Raw genomic sequence first — 17,053 nt, forward strand, 5'->3', positions numbered from 1 at the left:
CAGTGCCAGGTCCCGCGGGGTGCGGCGAGAGCAGGGCCTGGATATCGACACGGAGGACGACGTGGTGGACGCGCCCGATGGGCTGACCATAGAACACCCACTGGCTCGTGCGCTGGCGGCGAACGCGCCGACCGGGTGGCAGCGGCTGGATGCGGTGTTCGCGGTCACGGTGGTGAGTGAGATCGCCCGACTCGTGTATTCCGTCGGCCCGCAGGCGGTACCGGTAGATCCGCCGGAGCCGGTGCTTGCCATCGTCCGGGAGCACCGTGCGATCGCGGCAGGCTCCGGAGCGGACCCGTGGTGGCGAATGATGATCGCGATGACGAGTTCCGGCGGGATCGAGGTCGCCTACGACTACGGCGACGAACCCTTCCCGGACGGTCAACTGTTCGTGCCGGAGGCGTATCGCGCCGATCTCGAGGCGTATCCGCGCGAAAAGTTGCCGGTGTGGTTGGCCGCCTACATCGGGCATGGCGACCGGCAGCGGCGTACTCCACAGCAGGCCGCCGCCCAGGCCCGTGCCGACCGGGCCGAACAGGTGTGGGCAGTCCTCGCGGAGAACGAGTTCCCCCCGTTCCCGCAGATGTGGGCCCGATGGACGACGATCTCGGCGGCCTTCGTGGCGGCGAAGTCGGAATGGGGCCCTCGAATGCTGCCCTGGGTCGGAATATTCGAAGGCACTGCGCGCGGAGGCTCCACGTTGCACGCGCTTCCGGCCGGACGCGCCGTGTTGTCCGGTGGCGTGTGGAACGCGCCGACCCTGGACGCCGTGTACAACGCCGGCGCACCGATGCCCGAGCTGTACGGCGGCGCGCCGGACTGGGTGGCCGACCCCGTCTTGAATCCGCGGGCCGCTTCCGGCCTGCTGTCGTTCTGTTACTGGTGGGAAGCCGGGCGCTGGTATCGCGGGCAGTCGCCGTCGGCCCAGGAGTGCGCGCCCGCGGTGCCGGGCGTCTGGACCCGCGAGACGGCGACGAAGATCGTGGCGGGGACGCTCGGGGAGCGTCCGGGCGAGGACGCGATCAAGGCGATAGGAGCGTTGTTGTCCGCCGCCGAAGCGGGCAGGGTGACACGAGCAACAGTGGCCGCCGTCTTCGGCGACGACGGCCGCTTCGACATCGACGGCGCGCTCTATCAGTTCTCCGTGGCCGGGCTGCTGTCCACTGCGCCCGAGCCGATGCCCGCCGAAGCGGCGATCAGCCGGGTACGGGACTACGTCACCGGACGGCAGCTCGACACCAGCGGGTATCCGCTGTCGCGGCTGACCGCCGAGCGCTTCCGCTTCGGCTGGAGGGTGCACGCCCCCGCGGCAGAGAGCCCGCGGTCGGACCGGGCGATCTTCTATATCGCCGACGACGGCGAGTTCGCGCACTCGTCCTCGGCCGTCGATCCGGCGCGATTCGTCGCCGCGTTCGAGCAGCGCTTCCTCGACCGCCACGGCCCGGTCGACTGAGCGCGCGACGCGAAGGTTCGTATCTGATCGTTCGCTACCAAGCTGTATCCGTTTTCCGAGCAGTGTTGGCAGAGGTTGCTGCTCGCCCGGTGCGACACTCGGTGAACGACAGCAGTTCGCCGCAGGCATCCGAGGAGAAAGGTCGATCATGTCGCTGGAAGCCAACAAGGCGCTGGTCCGCCGGTTCTATCAGGAGATCGACGCGGGGAACGTCGACGCCATGGACGACCTGGTCGCGGAGGATTACCTCGATCACTCGCCGCCGCCGTTTCCCGGCCTCGCCACCGGCCGCGAGGGCCTCAAACAGGCCTTTCGCATGTTCTGGGACGCCACTCCCGGAAGGCACGTGATCGAGGATCAGCTCGCGGAGGGCGACCGGGTCGTGACACGACTCACCGCGTACGGCCGCCATACCGGGGACCTCCCGGGGATACCGGCGACCGGGAACGAATTGACGATGACCGGTACCGCGATCCACCGGATCGCGGACGGCAAGATCGCCGAGAAGTGGTCCGACAAGGACGTGCTCGGGTTCCTTCAGCAGCTCGGAGTATTACCCGCCGTGGGAGGGCACTGACCGACGCGGCCGAGCCCAGCGTTTCGAAACACGAAAATGGGGAAAGCCGCGTATCAGTACAAATCCGATACGCGGCTTTCCCGTCTGTGGGCGAAGGGGGACTTGAACCCCCACGTCCCGAAGGACACTGGCACCTGAAGCCAGCGCGTCTGCCATTCCGCCACTCGCCCGAGCGACTGGGAGACAGTATCACGGCCTCGCGCCGGATACGAAATCGCCATTTCAGAGGCCTGACCGGGGGGCTGGACAGGCCCGGGAACCCGCGGCCGTCGCCAAGAGTTACAGGTGTGGACGATCGTGGATATCATGCAATGAACGTGGTCGATTAACGACACGCCATACACGCGTGTCGTTGTTACGAATCAGGAAGAGACGCGCACCGAAGGGAGGCCTTGATGGGCATCGTTTCGCGATTCGAGCGTCGCCTGCAAGGCGCCGTCGGTGACGTGTTCGCCCGAGTGTTCGGCGGCAGTGTCGTACCCCAGGAAGTGGAGGCGGCGCTGCAACGCGAGGCCGCCGATCATGTCCAAGACGTGGGCGGAGGGCATCTGCTGGCACCCAACAGCTATGTGATCACGATCAACTCCTCCGATCACCAGCAGTTGGACGCCGACCACGACCTCACCACCCGCGCGTTCGCCAAACACCTGCAGGACTACATCCGCGAACAAGGCTGGCAGACCTACGGCGAAGTACACGTGGCGTTCGAGGCATCACCTACGCTGCACACCGGACAGTTCAGGGCGAGTGGCCGCGTCGATCCCGACGCCGGACACAGAGCCGGCGCGGCTCGCGGCCCCGAATCACCGCCACAACGACCTGCAAACCCGCAACCAGGAGCTGGCCCCATGACGCAGAACTCAGGCTACGACCCGAGCCGTGAGCCCGCGGAGTCCGATCCACGCAACCGCGGGTACGCTCCACCGCCTGCCGGTCGCGGCGGTGCGCAGAACGGCGCGTACCGCGACGACTACGGCCGCGGTGGCGCGTACGGGGCGGATTACCAGGCTCCGGACGCGCAGCAGGGTTACGGCGATTACCAGAACGGCTACGACTACCCCCAGGGCGGTCAGGGCGGTCAGGGCTACGGCCAGCAGGGTTACGGCGAAGCCGGCTACGGCCAGCAAGCCGGCTACGGCGAATCGGGCTACGGCCAGCAGGGGGGCTACGCCGAACGCGGTTACGGCCAGCAAGGCTACGGCGACCAGGGCTACGGCCAGCAGGGCTACGCCGACCAGGCCTATGGCCAGCAGGGCTACAGCGATGCCGGTTACGGCCAGCAGGGCTACGCCGAGCCGGGCTACGGCCAGCCAGGTTATGGCCAGCCCGGATACGGGCAGTCGGGATACACCGATCCGAGTTACGGCGATCAGGGCTACGCCGATCAAGGCGGCTACGGTCAGGACGACCAGGGCGGCTACGGTCAGGCGTACTCGCAGCAACCCGGCTACGGCGCGCCGCAGGCTTACGCGGGCGGCCAGGCCTACGGCGCCGCGCCGCAGGCCGGTTCGGGCTACTCGGCGACCCTCCAGCTGGACGACGGCAGCGGCCGGACTTACCAGCTGCGGGAAGGCAGCAACATCATCGGCCGCGGCCAGGACGCGCACTTCCGCCTGCCCGACACTGGCGTGTCGCGCAGGCACATCGAGGTGCGCTGGGACGGACAGACCGCGATGTTGTCCGACCTCGGCTCCACCAACGGCACGCTGGTGAACGGCTCCCCCGTGCAGGACTGGCAGCTCGCCGACGGCGACGTCATCCGTGCCGGGCACTCCGAGATCCTGATCCGTATCGTCTGATCCCGTAAGCTCGCGGTGCAGGTCACGACATGGCTCTCGAGGGATTCGTCGGCCGTATCGTGATCGAACTCGACCGACGGCCCTATGATGCTGCCTACACACGCGCGGCGCCGACACCGGGGCCGGCAAGACCAGCAGGCTGGTGGGGGTGGTCGAACCGCACCTACGGCACCGACGTACACGGTCGAACAGGAGGTGGAGCGCCGTGCAGGGACTGATCCTGCAACTGACCCGTGCGGGGTTCCTTCTGCTGTTGTGGTTGTTCGTGTGGGCTGTGCTGCGCACCTTGCGCAGCGACATCTACGCGGCATCCGGCATTCGGATTCAGCCCAGGGCCGCACGCGGTTCCGCGGTGCTGCCTTCCTTCAGCCGGGGCCAGAAGGGCGCCAAATTTCTTGTGGTGACTCAGGGTTCACTCGCCGGCACCCGCATCTCGCTCGGCACCCAACCGGTGCTGATCGGGCGTGCGGACGACTCCACGCTGGTACTCACCGATGATTACGCCTCGACCAGGCATGCGCGACTGTCTCCGCGTGGTGACGACTGGTACGTGGAAGACCTCGGCTCGACGAACGGCACGTACCTCGATCGCGCGAAAGTCACCACCGCCGTCCGTGTTCCACTCGGCACGCCTGTTCGTGTCGGCAAAACAGTGATCGAGCTGCGATCGTGACACTTGTTCTCCGCTACGCAGCGCGCAGCGACCGTGGTCTCGTCCGAGGCAACAACGAAGACTCCGTGTACGCGGGCGCCCGGCTGCTCGCACTCGCCGACGGCATGGGTGGCCATGCCGCGGGAGAAGTCGCGTCCCAGTTGATGATCGCCGCGCTCGCCCACCTCGACGACGACGAACCCGGCGACGATCTGCTCGGCAAGCTCGACGCGGCGACCCGAGAAGGCAACGCCGCCATCGCCGATCAGGTCGAAGAGGAGCCCGAGCTCGACGGCATGGGCACCACGCTCACGGCAATCCTGTTCGCGGGCAAGAAACTCGGCCTCGTGCACATCGGCGACTCTCGCGCCTATCTGTTGCGCGGCGGCGAGCTGGCCCAGATCACCCGGGACGACACATTCGTCCAGTCGCTGGTCGATGAGGGCAGGATCACACCGGAGCAGGCGCACACGCACCCGCAGCGTTCGCTGATCATGCGCGCGCTCACCGGCAACGAGATCGAGCCGACGCTGATCATGCGCGAATCGCGCGCAGGCGACCGCTACCTGCTGTGCTCCGACGGTCTCTCGGACGTGGTCAGCGACGAGACCATCGCGAACACGATGCGCGAGGGCACCACCGACGAGTGCGCCGACCGGCTCATCGAGCTGGCGCTGCGCAGCGGCGGTCCGGACAACGTGACCGTCGTCGTGGCCGACGTCATCGATCTGGACTACGGCCAGAGCCACCCGATCGTGGCGGGCGCCGCGTCCGGCGTCGACGAGGACAGTCCTCCGCCCAACACCGCCGCGGGCCGGGCCTCCGCTCTGCGTCCGCCGCGATCCGCGCCGCGCCGGGCCGCGGCCGCGCCCGAGCCGCCCGCGAAGAAGTCGCACCGGCTGCGCTGGATCGTGCTCGCCCTGGCGCTCGTCGTCGCGGTCTGCGTGGGGCTCGTGGTCGGTTACAAGATGATCCGCAGCAATTACTACGTCGGCGCCGACGACGGTTCGGTGGTGATCCTGCGCGGGTTACCCGGGTCGATCCTCGGCTACTCGATCCATGACGTGAACCTGGTCGGGTGCGTAACCCGCAACGGTGAACTCACCCTGTCCGAGCCCGGCGCGGATCCGCCCTCCTCGTGCAAGCCGCTGAAGGTCAGCGATCTGAAGCAGACCGGCCGTGACCAGGTGGACAAGGGATTGCCGCCGGGTTCGCTGGACAAGGCCAGGGACTCGATGACCTATCTCGCTCAGCGAGAACTGCTGCCGCCGTGCCCGGTCAAGGAATCGGCGCCGCAGCCGGGAGTCGTCCCGTCCGCCGAGACCACACCGCCCGCGCCCAACGGCGCTCCGCCCGCACCGGCCACCACCACACCCGCGCCTGCGCCTGCGCCTGCGCCGGAACAGGGTGACGCCAGGGGCACCGAGATCAAGACGCCGACCAAGTCGGAGGCTCCTGCCACGCCGTCGAGCACCTCGCCCAATCCCCAGACCACGGGGGAGAACTGCCGGGTGACGGACTGATGTCCGCGCCGGCACCGCCGTCGGCTGGGGCTTTTCCCAGTCCCCCGGGCGGCTTCGCTCCCGCGCCACCGCCGAGCACCAGACGAAATGCGGAACTGCTGCTGCTCGCGGCGGCAGCGGTCATCACCACCGTGTCCCTCTTCCTGGTCGAGGCCAGTCAAGAACAGTCGATCACCTGGGATATCGCCAAGTACGGTCTGGCCTACCTGGCACTGTTCGCGGTGGCGCACCTGGCCGTGCGGCGGTTCGCCCCGTTCGCCGATCCGCTGTTGCTGCCGATCGTCGCGTTGCTCAACGGACTCGGTCTCGTGCTGATCCATCGGCTCGACCTGGCCGACCAGCAGACCGCCGCCTACAACTCGTGGGCGACCCCCTCCCCCGACGCCAATCAGCAGATCCTGTGGACCGCGCTGGGCACGCTGGTGTTCATCACACTGCTGATCGCGCTGCGCGACTACCGCACGCTCGCCCGCTACAGCTACACCCTCGGGCTGATCGGCCTCGTCGCGCTGGCCATCCCGGCGCTGCTGCCCAGCGCGTTCTCCGAGACCAACGGCGCGAAGATCTGGATCCGGCTGCCCGGGTTCAGCGTCCAGCCTGGTGAGTTCGCGAAGATCCTGCTGATCATCTTCTTCGCCTCGGTGCTGGTGGCCAAGCGCGAGATCTTCACCGCCGCCGGGCGTCACGTACTGGGCATGGAATTCCCGCGCGGCCGCGACCTCGGTCCGATTCTGGCCGTCTGGATCGTCTGCATCGGCGTGCTGGTGTTCGAGAAGGATCTCGGTACCTCGCTGCTGATCTTCAGCACGGTGCTCGTGATGCTCTACATCGCCACCGAACGGGTCGGCTGGCTGGTCATCGGCGGCGGGCTGCTCGCACTCGGATTCGTCTTCGCCTACCAGTTGTTCGGCCACGTGCGGGTCCGGGTGGAGACCTGGCTGCACCCGTTCGACGACTACAACAACACCGGCTATCAGATCTCGCAGTCACTGTTCGGCCTGGCCACCGGCGGTCTCGCCGGAACCGGCCTCGGTAGCGGCAGGCCCAACCAGGTGCCCTTCGCCAAGACCGACTTCATCGTCACCACGATCGGCGAGGAGCTCGGCCTGATCGGGCTCGCCGCGGTGCTGATGCTGTTCCTGGTGTTCGTGGTGCGCGGGCTGCGCACCGCCCTCGCGGTGCGCGACAGCTTCGGCAAGCTGCTCGCGGCCGGTCTGTCGTTCACCATCGCGATCCAGCTGTTCGTCGTGGTCGGGGGTGTGACCAAGCTGATTCCGCTGACCGGTCTCACCACTCCGTTCATGTCCTACGGTGGCTCCTCGCTGTTGGCCAACTACGCATTGCTGGCGTTGCTGATCAAGGTCTCCGACGCCGCCCGCGCACCCGCCCCGGTGCGTAAGAAGGAACCGGCGCCGATCGCCGACGCGCAGACCGAACTGCTGCGCCGCGACGGGGGACGACCGGATGCGGGGCCGCTGACATGAACACTCCACTACGCCGAGTCGCGGTCGCGGTGATGGTGATGGTCGTCGCGCTGCTGGCGAACGCCACCTACGTGCAGGTGATCAAGGCCGACGACCTGCGCTCGGATCCACGCAACTCCCGGGTGCTGCTGGACGAATACGCCCGCCAGCGCGGGCAGATCTCGGCGGGCGGCACCGTGCTGGCCAGCTCGATCGCGACCGACGATCGCTACAAGTACCTGCGCGCCTACCCGAGCGAGCCGGAGGCGTACGCGCCTGCCACCGGCTTCTACTCGATGCAATACGGCAGCACCGGATTAGAACGCGCCGAGGACTCGGTGCTCAACGGCTCCGACAGCCAACTGTTCGGCAGCCGTCTCGTCGACCTGATCTCCGGCCGGGACCCGCGCGGCGGCAACGTCCTCACCACGCTCAACCCGCTGATGCAGAAGGTCGCCTACGACCAGATGACCAGCAAGGGCTACACCGGCTCGGTGGTGGCCATCGAGCCGAGCACCGGCAAGATCCTCACCATGGTGTCCACGCCGAGCTACGACCCGAACCTGCTGTCCGGGCACGACGGCGCGCGCGGCACCCAGGCGTGGGAAACGCTGAGCGCGGATCCGAACCACCCCATGTTGAATCGCGCTATCTCGCAGACCTATCCGCCCGGGTCCACGTTCAAGGTCGTGGTCACCGCGGCCGCGCTGGCCAACGGCGTCGCGACCCCCGACGACCAGTTCACCGCCGCCCCGACCTTCACTCCGCCCGGCACCAGCACTCCGATGGAGAACTACAACGGCACCACCTGCGGTCCGAATCCGACCGCTTCGTTGTTCGAGGCGTTCCGGCGCTCGTGCAACACCGCGTTCGCCGAACTCGGCATCAAGGTGGGCGCCGCGGACCTCAAGGACGAGGCGGCCGCGTTCGGTGTCGGCCCGCACCGGGGGATCCCGATGCCGGTGGCGGAGAGCACCGTCGGCACGATCTCCGACGACGCCGCCCTGGCGCAGAGCAGCATCGGGCAGCGCGACGTGGCGCTGACCCCCTTGCAGAACGCGGTCGTCGCGGCGACCATCGCCAACGGCGGCGTCCGGATGGAGCCGTACCTGGTCGATCAGTTGCAGCGCCCGGATCTGAGCGAGCTGACCAAGACCAACCCGGTCTCGGTCGGCCAAGCCGTCAGCGCCGATGTAGCGTCGACCGTAACCAACTTGATGATCGCGTCGGAGAGCAACACCTCCGGAGGTGGCCAGACCCCCTATCAAATCGCGTCCAAGACCGGCACCGCGGAACACGGGACCAACCCGCGTAACACGCCGCCGCACGCTTGGTATATCGCGTTCGCCCCCGCGCAGAACCCGAAGATCGCCATCGCGGTAATCGTGGAGAACGGTGGGGACCGGGCGCTTGCCGCGACCGGTGGCTCGGTCGCCGCGCCGGTGGCTCGCGCGGTTCTGGACGCCGGTCTTCGAGGGGGCTGAACGATATGGATGTGCGAGTGAAGGTACGGGGACCTCGATGCTGAACAACGGTGCGATGATCGCCGACCGATACCGGCTGCAGCGACTGATCGCGACCGGCGGCATGGGCCAGGTCTGGGAAGCGCTGGACACCAGGCTCGACCGCAGGGTCGCGGTCAAGGTGCTGAAGTCGGAGTTCTCGGCCGACCCGACGTTCCGGCATCGATTCCGCACCGAGGCGAAGACCACCGCCCAGCTGAATCACTCCGGCATCGCGGGCATCTACGACTACGGCGAGACCATCGACCCGCAGGGCAGCGAGATCGCCTACCTCGTCATGGAGTTCGTCCAGGGCGAGCCGCTGAACACCGTGCTCAACCGGCTCGGCAGGCTGTCGGTGGCCCAGGGACTCGATCTGCTCGAGCAAACCGGGCGCGCGCTGGACGTGGCGCACCGCGCGGGCGTGGTGCACCGTGACGTGAAGCCGGGCAACATCCTGGTCACGCCGACCGGCCAGGTGAAGATCACCGACTTCGGTATCGCCAAAGCGGTGGACGCCTCCCCGGTGACCAAGACCGGCATGGTGATGGGCACCGCCCAGTACATCGCACCGGAACAGGCGGTCGGCGAGGACGCGACCGCGGCCAGCGACGTGTACTCACTCGCCGTGGTCGGTTACGAAGTGCTGGCCGGACAGCGGCCGTTCACCGGCGACGGCGCGATCACCGTCGCGATGAAGCACGTGCGCGAGACACCGCCTCCGATGCCGGCCGATCTGCCCGGCAACGTGCGCGAACTGATCGAGATCACGATGGAGAAGGACCCGTCGCGGCGCTACGCCAGCGGCGGTGAGTTCGCCGACGCGGTCGCCGCCGTGCGCGCGGGCCGCCGCCCGCCGCCGCCCAGCGGAGCGCACTCCGCCGCGCCCCTGACCGGCGCCACGCGGGTGCTTCCGCCCGGCCCGACCGCCGTGATCCCCTCCACGCCCGCCGACTTCGACGGTGCGACGGTGCGCTACTCGACGCCTGCCGCGGGCGCGGTGGGCGCGGCCCATCATCCGGGCACCCTCGCGGCTCCGGCCACGGTGCTGAGCCGTGGTGCGGCGAGCGGTCCCCCGCCCGGTAACGGCAGCAGGTTCACCACGACCCAGAAATGGCTGACCGGGCTCGGCATCGGCGCCGTGCTGCTCGGGGCGCTCACGGCCTACCTGCTCTTCGGTGGAGACACCAATCCGGATTCCACGCCGTCGCCGACCGTGACGGTCGCGCCGAACCCCAAGCCCGTCCCGCCGGTGGCCACGACGACCCCCAAGCCCGCACCTCCGCCCGTAGACACCGAGACCTACGAACCTCCCACCACCGAGCCGAAGACCACGACACCGGAGCCGACGACGACCACCCCGCCGCCCACCAGCACGGCACCGAGCACGACGAAGCCGACGACCACCGCGCCGACCGCCACCACCACCAGCCGTCCGCGCATCCCGACCCTCGACATACCATTCCCGGAGATTCCCGGTGCCCGAGGGCCTTCGGCCACACGCAGCGGATCCGCCACTTCTTCGCAAGGACTGCCATGACGACCCCGAAGAATCTCTCGTCTCGCTACGAGCTGGGCGAGATCATCGGGTTCGGTGGTATGTCCGAGGTGCACAAGGCTCGCGACATCCGGCTGAGCCGGGACGTGGCGATCAAGGTCCTGCGGGCGGACCTGGCTCGTGACCCCACGTTCTACCTGCGGTTCAAGCGCGAAGCGCAGAACGCGGCCGCGCTCAATCATCCGGCCATCGTCGCGGTCTACGACACGGGCGAGGCGGAGGTGGACGGCGGCCCGCTGCCGTACATCGTGATGGAGTACGTCGACGGTGACACGCTGCGCGACATCGTGCGCGGCAAGGGACCGCTGCCGCCGCGCCGCGCGATGGAGATCATCGCGGATGTCTGCGCCGCCTTGGACTTCAGCCACAAGGCCGGGATCGTGCACCGCGACATGAAGCCCGCGAACATCATGATCAACCGGTCCGGCGCGGTGAAGGTGATGGACTTCGGCATCGCCCGCGCCCTCGCCGACAACTCCAATCCCATGACCCAGACCGCGGCGGTGATCGGCACCGCGCAGTACCTCTCCCCGGAGCAGGCGCGCGGCGAAACGGTGGACGCGCGCTCGGACGTCTACTCCGTCGGTTGTGTGTTGTTCGAGATCCTCACCGCGGAGCCGCCTTTCACGGGTGATTCCCCGGTGGCCGTCGCCTACCAGCACGTCCGGGAAGACCCGCGCTTGCCCTCGCACGTGTATTCCGGGGTGCCGCGCGAACTGGACTCGGTCGTGCTCAAGGCGATGAGCAAGAATCCGGCCAACCGGTACCAGAGCGCCGCCGAGATGCGCGCCGACCTGATCCGGGTGCTCGGCGGCCAGAAGCCCAGCGCCCCGATGGTGATGACCGACGAGGACCGCACCACCATGATGGGCGCGGACGAGCCCCCGCCGCGTAACTATCGTACGGTCGAGCGCCACGACGACACCGCCGAGCAGGATCCGGCCGAGCCGAACGGACGGCGCCGGACCGCCTACATCGCGATCGGCGCCGTCGCGGCCGTCGCGGTGGCTTTCGCGCTGTTCTGGGTGCTGCTCGGGCCGGGAAGCCGCCCGGACCAGGTGGCCATTCCCGATCTGTCCAACAAGTCCTCACAGCAAGCGCAGGACGCGCTGCAGAAGCTCGGCTTCACCGTGGCGATTCAGCAGAAGCCCGACAGCAAGGTCGCCACGGGCAACGTGATCGCGACCCAGCCTCTCGGCGGCTCGCGGATCGACGAGGGCAGCACGGTCACGGTCCAGGTGTCCTCGGGTCCCGCGCAGGTCCAGGTGCCGAAGTTGACCGGTCTGTCCCAGGAGCAGGCCGAGCAGGTCTTGAACTCCAAGGGCCTGCGGATCAATCCGAACGTCGAGCGCAAACCGTCGAGCACCGCCGAGAAGGACCAGGTGATCGAGCAGAACCCGTCGCCGGGTTCGAAGGTCGACGTCGACTGGGAGATCGTCGTCACCGTCGGCACCGGCCCGGAGGCGGTCCGCGTTCCCTACGTGGTCGGGCAGAGCATCGACGTGGCCCAGCCGAATATCGAGGGCAACGGCTTCAAGGTCGTGGTCCAGGAGGTGCAGTCCTCGAAGCCCAAGGGCGAGGTGGTCGCCTCCAGCCCGGCAGGCGGCAGCAGCGCCGAGAAGGGTTCCACGGTCACCGTCCAGGTGTCCGCGGGTGACCTGAAGATGCCGTCGCTGGTCGGTCTCACCGTCTCCCAGGCGGTGGAGAAGCTGCGCGCGGAAGGCTGGACCGGCAGCACCAGCCAGATCAGCCAGTCCCCGCAGGGCACCTTCGACGCGGGCAATGTCGGCCGCATCCTCAGCCAGCAACCGTCCGCGGGCAGTTCGATCCAGAAGAACAGCGCCATCCTGGTCGGCGTGGGGGTACTCGGCCCGCCGTGATCGGCGCCGCCGGTATCCAGAAAACGAGACCAACCGGTGTGAATTGCGGGAGAATGATGCTGCTTCATCCCAATCAGCGCAGCTGAGCACGAGGAGGTAGCTCATGACCACTGCCAGGGACATCATGAAACCGGGCGTCCAGTGGATTTCGAAGGACACGACGATCGAGCAGGCCGCGCGAACAATGGCCGAACTCAATGTCGGGTCCCTGATCGTTTCAGACCAGAACGAGCGGATGTGCGGCATCGTCACCGACCGCGACATCGTGGTGAAGTGCATCGCCCAGGGCAAGAATCCGTCGAATTGCCGGGTGGATGAACTGTGTGAATCGACGCCCCGGTGGGTCGACGCCAACGCCGACATCGAGGAAGTCCTCGACGAGATGGAAAGCAACCGGGTCAAGCGCATGCCGGTCATCGAGGACAAGCGGTTGGTCGGCATGATCAGCGAGGCGGACCTGGCCCGGCATCTGGACGACAACCAGCTCGGCGAGTTCGTCACCGCCGTCTACGGGCGTCCCTAGGTTTCGGACCGGCGCGGAGGAACGTACCCGACAACGCCTTCCGCACAAGGTACTTCGGCCTCTCCGGCCGGGCTTCCGCTCGGCGACTCAGGGGAGCACCGGCCCATCCGGCCGGTGCCGGCAACCGGCGCCAGGTGCCGGGTGAGTTCGGGCCGCGGACGGCCGATGGCCGTCCGCGGTTCGCTCGTCCTCGACGGCTCGCGGCGTCACGCCAGGCTGCGCCGAGCTGTTCCGCGCGCCCTCGACGCCGAGGGATCGCACCGGTGTCAGGCGGGCCCGGCCTTCGGTAGATAACGCAACACCGCGACATCCCCGACTTGCGTCACGCCGGTAAGGCGCATCCGGCGGTGCGGCGCGCCCGGAAAGTCGGCCGGGTCGAGAAAGCGCGGCGCCGCGCTGTCTCCCACCAGGATCGGGGCGATCGCCAGATGCAGTTCGTCGGCCAGATCGGCGGCGAGGAACGCGGTGTGGATGCGGGTGCCGCCCTCCACCATGAGCCGGTCGACACCCCGCCGGCCCAGATCGTCCAGCAGTGCACCGAAATCGAACTCGGTCCCGAGATCCACGACCTCGGCCAATCCGGCCAGACGGGCGGTGAGTTCCGGCGCTGCCGCCGCGGTGCAGTACACGAGCTTGTCGCCGCCGTAGTGCCAGAACCGCAGCTCCGGAGCCAAGTCGCCGCTCGCCGATACGGTCACCTTCAGCGGAAATTCCGGTTTGCCCGCCGCGACGCGCGCGGCCCTGCGTTCGGCGCTGTCGACCAGCAACCGCGGGTTGTCGCTGCGCAGGGTCTGCGCGCCGACCAGGATGGCGTCGGAGTCCGCGCGGACCTGATCCACCCGGTCGAAATCCGCCGCGTCGGACAAGCGCAGCCGCTGCGGGCTCGCGTCGTCGATGTACCCGTCGATGCTCGCCGCGACCGACAGCAGCACATGCGGACGGGTCACTGCAGCACCAGTGCGGCGACCTCCGCCTCCAGCGTCTGCACCAACCCCTCGGCGGGGCGTTCCCCGCACACGCCGAGCCAGTTGGCCAGCATCCGGTGCCCACCCTGGGTGAGCACCGATTCCGGGTGGAATTGCACACCGTGGATGGGCAAGGTGCGATGACGCATGGCCATCACGATTCCGCTCTCGGTGCGTCCGAGCACCTCGATCTCCTCGGGCAGAGTGTCTTCGACGACGGTGAGCGAGTGGTAGCGCGTGGCGGTGAACGGGTCGGGCAGACCGGCCAGCACACCCGCGCCGATATGGAAGACCTCGCTCGTCTTCCCGTGCAGCAGCTCCGGGGCCCTGGTTACGGTGGCGCCGAACGCCTCGCCGATCGCCTGGTGGCCGAGGCACACGCCGAGCAGCGGAACACTCCGCTCCGCGCAGGCACGCACCAGCGGAATGCTGGCGCCCGCACGGTCGGGGGTGCCGGGGCCGGGACTGATCAAAATGCCGTCGAAATCGCCTACGACCGCGCCTACGTCGGCCAGATTCGGGTCGTCGTTGCGCCAGACGACAGCGTCGACACCGAGTTGCCCGAGGTACTGCACCAGGTTGAAGACGAAGCTGTCGTAATTGTCGACGACCAGAACACGCATGACATCGAGATTACGTCCCCGCCCGGCACCGCGTCGCATCCATTACCTGTTGGGATAGCCTAGAGACCACGACCTGCAGCCGAATACGAGGACGTCATGCCCAAGTCGAAGGTCCGTAAGAAGACCGACTATACGATCAACCCCGCCAGCCGGACGCCGGTGAAGGTGAAGGCGGGGCCGTCTCCGGTCTGGTATGTCGCCATCATGCTCGGGTTCATGCTCGCCGGGCTGGTGTGGCTGCTCGTCTACTACCTGGCGGCCGAGCAGATCAGCTGGATGAACGACCTCAACGCCTGGAACTTCCTGATCGGCTTCGGCCTGATGGTGGTCGGGCTGATCATGACGATGCGCTGGCGTTGAGCCCCACGCCGACCCGGATTACAGACGTGTCATTCATGCACACCTGTGGATGAGCCTGTGGACAACTCGAGGAGCGATTGGGGAGTGCTGTGAGTCCGGAGCTCCCGGTCCCCGGCCCGCGGGACCGCGAAGAGCCGCGCCTGGCCTGGACCACGCCGACACCCGCGCTCGTCGCGGTCACCGTGGGCGGCGTCGCGCTGGCCGTCGCCGCGGTGGTCACCTCCGAAGCGGCCAGCCGCCTGCTCGTGGGGCTCGCCGCCGTCGGACTGCTCGCCCTTGCCGGGCTCGGGTTCCGGCAACGCCCGCGACTGTCGGTGATAACCGGCGCGCACCCGCGCATGGTCGTCCGCACGCTGACGGGGGCGGACGAATACGCCCCTGAGCAGATCATTCGCGCCCGCGTGGTGAGTTACCGACGCCTCGGGCGCAAGATGCCGATGTTGGAACTCGACGTCCAGCACGACGGCACCGAGCGGCTCCTGATCTTCGGCCGCTGGGATCTGGGCGCCAACCCTGAACTCGTCTACCAAGACCTGGTAGGAGCACTGCGGCTCACCGAGGACAAGACTCGCTGACGCGCATTCGTCCCACACGGACGCGAATGTTTCACGTGAAGCGAATCCGCGTGTCACGCAGTGGAAGTGATCGCGCTCACTACCACTGTTGTCAGCGCCGCGACGGCGACGAGCGCCAACGCTGCCCAGCCGACCACCCGTGCCGCTTGCGGAGTTTTCACTCGCAGCCACGCGGGCAGGAACAGGATGCCGAGGGTCGCGAGCGTGCCCGCGGCCAGACCGCCGAGATGGCCCCAGAGTGAGATGCCGGGCAGCGACAAACTGATGAACACGTTGATGCCGATGATGATGAGCATCTGATTCGGGTTCTGCCGCAACCGGAGCAGGATGATCGTGATCGCACCGAACAAGCCGTACACCGCGCCGGACGCACCCGCCGTAAGGCTGTTCTGCGAGAACAGCATGACCCCGGCGGACCCGCCGAGCAGCGAAACCGAGTACACCGCGAGATAGCGCAATCGTCCCAGCACCAGTTCGGCATCGCGGCCCACCACGTACAGGGCGAACATGTTGAGCGCCAGGTGGATCGGGCCGTAGTGCAGGAACCCGGAACCGAGCACCCGCCACCATTCGCCGTCCGCGACGGCCGGTGCCCACAGCACCCAGTCCAGGAACAGCGCGGAGCCCAGCTGGTTGTCCATCAAGTTCTTCGACTGGGCCGCGGTGATCGCGTAGATCACCACGTTGATCGCGATCAACGCATAGGTCACATACGGCGCGGACCTGCGGGCCGCTGCCGCGCCCGAGACCGTCCGCACCGGAGCGACACCGCGCTGATCCGTGCGCAGACAGTCGACACAGTGTTGGCCGACGGCCGCGGGACGCAGGCATTCCGCACAGGACGGCCGCCCGCACCGCGTGCAGGCCAGGCCGGTCGGGCGATTCGGATGGCGGACGCACGTGGGTGCGGGCGGCTGGGGATTCATAGTCTCATTCGATCGTGATCTTGGTGATGACGACGGGTTCCAGCGGCCGGTCGTTGCGATCGGTCCCGGTGGTCGCGATCGAGTCGACGACCTTCCGGGAATCCGGATCCACTACTTCACCGAAGATCGTGTGCTTGCGGTTGAGATGCGGCTGCGGGCCAACGGTGATGAAGAACTGCGAGCCGTTGGTACCCGGCCCCGCGTTGGCCATCGCCAGCAAGTAGCCCCGGTCGAACCGCAGCTCCGGGTGGAACTCGTCGCCGAACTCGTAACCCGGGCCGCCGCGACCGGTACCGGTGGGATCGCCACCCTGGATCATGAATCCGGCCATCACGCGATGGAACAGAGCGCCGTCATAGAACGGGCCGGTGTTGCCCCCGCTGGCGTTCGCGGTGGTGTACGGCGCCGAACCGTCGGCGAGACCTAGGAAATTGCGCACCGTCTTGGGTGCGTGGTTACCGAAGAGCGCGAGCTTGATATCGCCGTGATTCGTGTGCAGCGTTGCCACGGATGTCTGATTCGGTGAGGTCACGACGCCCATCGTGCCACGGTTGGCGATCCAGCCGCGGAACTGGGCCGGACCGTGCTGTGAGCTGGGCCTCCTGCGCGAATCGGCGGGCTGTGCCTAGAGTGGTGCAATGACCTCGGGGCGCTTGCATGTCTCTTCGCGTTCA

16 protein-coding genes and 1 tRNA gene are annotated in these 17,053 nt (G+C 67.8%); 12 read left to right on the plus strand and 5 right to left on the minus strand.

All coding sequences use genetic code 11. The annotated features are described in order from the left end of the window. Positions 1-19 precede the first annotated feature (19 nt). Together ABZ803_RS21425 and ABZ803_RS21430 are read left to right on the plus strand one after the other, a co-directional pair. Positions 20-1,453, plus strand: coding sequence for a hypothetical protein (locus ABZ803_RS21425; RefSeq protein WP_357040900.1), 1,434 nt, complete (start codon positions 20-22; stop codon positions 1,451-1,453). Positions 1,454-1,601: 148 nt separating this feature from the next. Continuing rightward, the gene (locus ABZ803_RS21430; RefSeq protein ID WP_040864141.1) at positions 1,602-2,030 is read left to right on the plus strand and encodes an ester cyclase; all 429 of its coding nucleotides are present in this window, start codon (positions 1,602-1,604) and stop codon (positions 2,028-2,030) included. Between the two features lie 87 nt (positions 2,031-2,117). Here ABZ803_RS21430 and ABZ803_RS21435 read toward each other — a convergent pair. Next, positions 2,118-2,200, minus strand: a tRNA-Leu gene (locus ABZ803_RS21435). Between the two features lie 225 nt (positions 2,201-2,425). Here ABZ803_RS21435 and ABZ803_RS21440 point away from each other — a divergent pair. The 8 genes from ABZ803_RS21440 to ABZ803_RS21475 all read left to right on the plus strand — a co-directional run bounded on the left by ABZ803_RS21440 (position 2,426) and on the right by ABZ803_RS21475 (position 12,930). Continuing rightward, complete coding sequence (locus ABZ803_RS21440) at positions 2,426-3,829, plus strand: FhaA domain-containing protein (protein ID WP_357040903.1); 1,404 nt, start codon at positions 2,426-2,428, stop codon at positions 3,827-3,829. 205 nt (positions 3,830-4,034) lie between these two features. Continuing rightward, the gene (locus ABZ803_RS21445) at positions 4,035-4,502 is read left to right on the plus strand and encodes an FHA domain-containing protein (protein ID WP_014980860.1); all 468 of its coding nucleotides are present in this window, start codon (positions 4,035-4,037) and stop codon (positions 4,500-4,502) included. Beyond that, positions 4,499-6,004 carry a PP2C family serine/threonine-protein phosphatase gene (locus tag ABZ803_RS21450; protein WP_357040906.1) on the plus strand — a complete coding sequence of 502 codons (1,506 nt, stop codon included), beginning with the start codon at positions 4,499-4,501 and terminating at the stop codon, positions 6,002-6,004. Before ABZ803_RS21445 ends, ABZ803_RS21450 begins: the two co-directional genes overlap by 4 nt. Then, positions 6,004-7,488: an FtsW/RodA/SpoVE family cell cycle protein gene (locus ABZ803_RS21455; RefSeq protein ID WP_357040909.1), complete on the plus strand. Its 1,485-nt coding sequence runs from the start codon at positions 6,004-6,006 to the stop codon at positions 7,486-7,488. The genes ABZ803_RS21450 and ABZ803_RS21455 overlap by 1 nt, the downstream gene beginning before the upstream one ends. Continuing rightward, positions 7,485-8,951: a penicillin-binding protein 2 gene (locus ABZ803_RS21460; protein WP_357040912.1), complete on the plus strand. Its 1,467-nt coding sequence runs from the start codon at positions 7,485-7,487 to the stop codon at positions 8,949-8,951. Before ABZ803_RS21455 ends, ABZ803_RS21460 begins: the two co-directional genes overlap by 4 nt. Before the next feature lie 37 nt (positions 8,952-8,988). Further along, the gene (locus ABZ803_RS21465) at positions 8,989-10,509 is read left to right on the plus strand and encodes a protein kinase (RefSeq protein ID WP_357040915.1); all 1,521 of its coding nucleotides are present in this window, start codon (positions 8,989-8,991) and stop codon (positions 10,507-10,509) included. Beyond that, positions 10,506-12,407, plus strand: a complete 1,902-nt coding sequence (gene pknB / locus ABZ803_RS21470) for a Stk1 family PASTA domain-containing Ser/Thr kinase (RefSeq protein WP_357040918.1) — start codon at positions 10,506-10,508, stop codon at positions 12,405-12,407. Before ABZ803_RS21465 ends, pknB begins: the two co-directional genes overlap by 4 nt. A 103-nt stretch (positions 12,408-12,510) precedes the next feature. Then, positions 12,511-12,930, plus strand: coding sequence for a CBS domain-containing protein (locus tag ABZ803_RS21475; protein WP_357040921.1), 420 nt, complete (start codon positions 12,511-12,513; stop codon positions 12,928-12,930). A gap of 266 nt (positions 12,931-13,196) precedes the next feature. On the opposite strand, the gene ABZ803_RS21480 is transcribed toward ABZ803_RS21475, so the two are convergent. Both ABZ803_RS21480 and ABZ803_RS21485 read right to left on the minus strand, forming a co-directional pair. Continuing rightward, positions 13,197-13,877, minus strand: coding sequence for a dihydrofolate reductase family protein (locus ABZ803_RS21480; RefSeq protein ID WP_357040924.1), 681 nt, complete (start codon positions 13,875-13,877; stop codon positions 13,197-13,199). After that, a complete protein-coding gene (locus ABZ803_RS21485) occupies positions 13,874-14,518 on the minus strand; it encodes an aminodeoxychorismate/anthranilate synthase component II (RefSeq protein WP_357040927.1) in 645 nt (214 codons plus the stop codon). Before ABZ803_RS21485 ends, ABZ803_RS21480 begins: the two co-directional genes overlap by 4 nt. 96 nt (positions 14,519-14,614) lie before the next feature. Here ABZ803_RS21485 and crgA point away from each other — a divergent pair, with 96 nt between their 5' ends. Together crgA and ABZ803_RS21495 are read left to right on the plus strand one after the other, a co-directional pair. Further along, complete coding sequence (crgA, locus tag ABZ803_RS21490; RefSeq protein WP_040871406.1) at positions 14,615-14,878, plus strand: cell division protein CrgA; 264 nt, start codon at positions 14,615-14,617, stop codon at positions 14,876-14,878. Between the two features lie 89 nt (positions 14,879-14,967). Continuing rightward, positions 14,968-15,453 carry a PH domain-containing protein gene (locus tag ABZ803_RS21495; protein ID WP_357040930.1) on the plus strand — a complete coding sequence of 162 codons (486 nt, stop codon included), beginning with the start codon at positions 14,968-14,970 and terminating at the stop codon, positions 15,451-15,453. 53 nt (positions 15,454-15,506) lie between these two features. Here the strand turns inward: ABZ803_RS21495 and ABZ803_RS21500 are convergent, their stop codons facing one another. Further along, on the minus strand, positions 15,507-16,379 hold the full coding sequence (locus ABZ803_RS21500; RefSeq protein WP_357040933.1) for a rhomboid family intramembrane serine protease: 873 nt from the start codon (positions 16,377-16,379) through the stop codon (positions 15,507-15,509). A 4-nt stretch (positions 16,380-16,383) separates the two neighbouring features. Beyond that, positions 16,384-16,911: a peptidylprolyl isomerase gene (locus ABZ803_RS21505; RefSeq protein ID WP_357040935.1), complete on the minus strand. Its 528-nt coding sequence runs from the start codon at positions 16,909-16,911 to the stop codon at positions 16,384-16,386. Positions 16,912-17,053 lie beyond the last annotated feature (142 nt).

This window comes from Nocardia sp. NPDC047648, from assembly GCF_040642815.1.
Lineage (GTDB): Bacteria > Actinomycetota > Actinomycetes > Mycobacteriales > Mycobacteriaceae > Nocardia > Nocardia gamkensis.

Bases quoted from the DNA above. Each gene is read 5' to 3' on its own strand.
- ABZ803_RS21485 (WP_357040927.1), bottom strand. From the start codon at position 14,518: ATGCGTGTTCTGGTCGTCGACAATTACGACAGCTTCGTCTTCAACCTG.
- ABZ803_RS21460 (WP_357040912.1), top strand. From the start codon at position 7,485: ATGAACACTCCACTACGCCGAGTCGCGGTCGCGGTGATGGTGATGGTC.
- crgA (WP_040871406.1), top strand. From the start codon at position 14,615: ATGCCCAAGTCGAAGGTCCGTAAGAAGACCGACTATACGATCAACCCC.
- ABZ803_RS21430 (WP_040864141.1), top strand. From the start codon at position 1,602: ATGTCGCTGGAAGCCAACAAGGCGCTGGTCCGCCGGTTCTATCAGGAG.
- ABZ803_RS21500 (WP_357040933.1), bottom strand. From the start codon at position 16,379: ATGAATCCCCAGCCGCCCGCACCCACGTGCGTCCGCCATCCGAATCGC.
- pknB (WP_357040918.1), top strand. From the start codon at position 10,506: ATGACGACCCCGAAGAATCTCTCGTCTCGCTACGAGCTGGGCGAGATC.
- ABZ803_RS21440 (WP_357040903.1), top strand. From the start codon at position 2,426: ATGGGCATCGTTTCGCGATTCGAGCGTCGCCTGCAAGGCGCCGTCGGT.
- ABZ803_RS21475 (WP_357040921.1), top strand. From the start codon at position 12,511: ATGACCACTGCCAGGGACATCATGAAACCGGGCGTCCAGTGGATTTCG.
- ABZ803_RS21465 (WP_357040915.1), top strand. From the start codon at position 8,989: ATGCTGAACAACGGTGCGATGATCGCCGACCGATACCGGCTGCAGCGA.
- ABZ803_RS21455 (WP_357040909.1), top strand. From the start codon at position 6,004: ATGTCCGCGCCGGCACCGCCGTCGGCTGGGGCTTTTCCCAGTCCCCCG.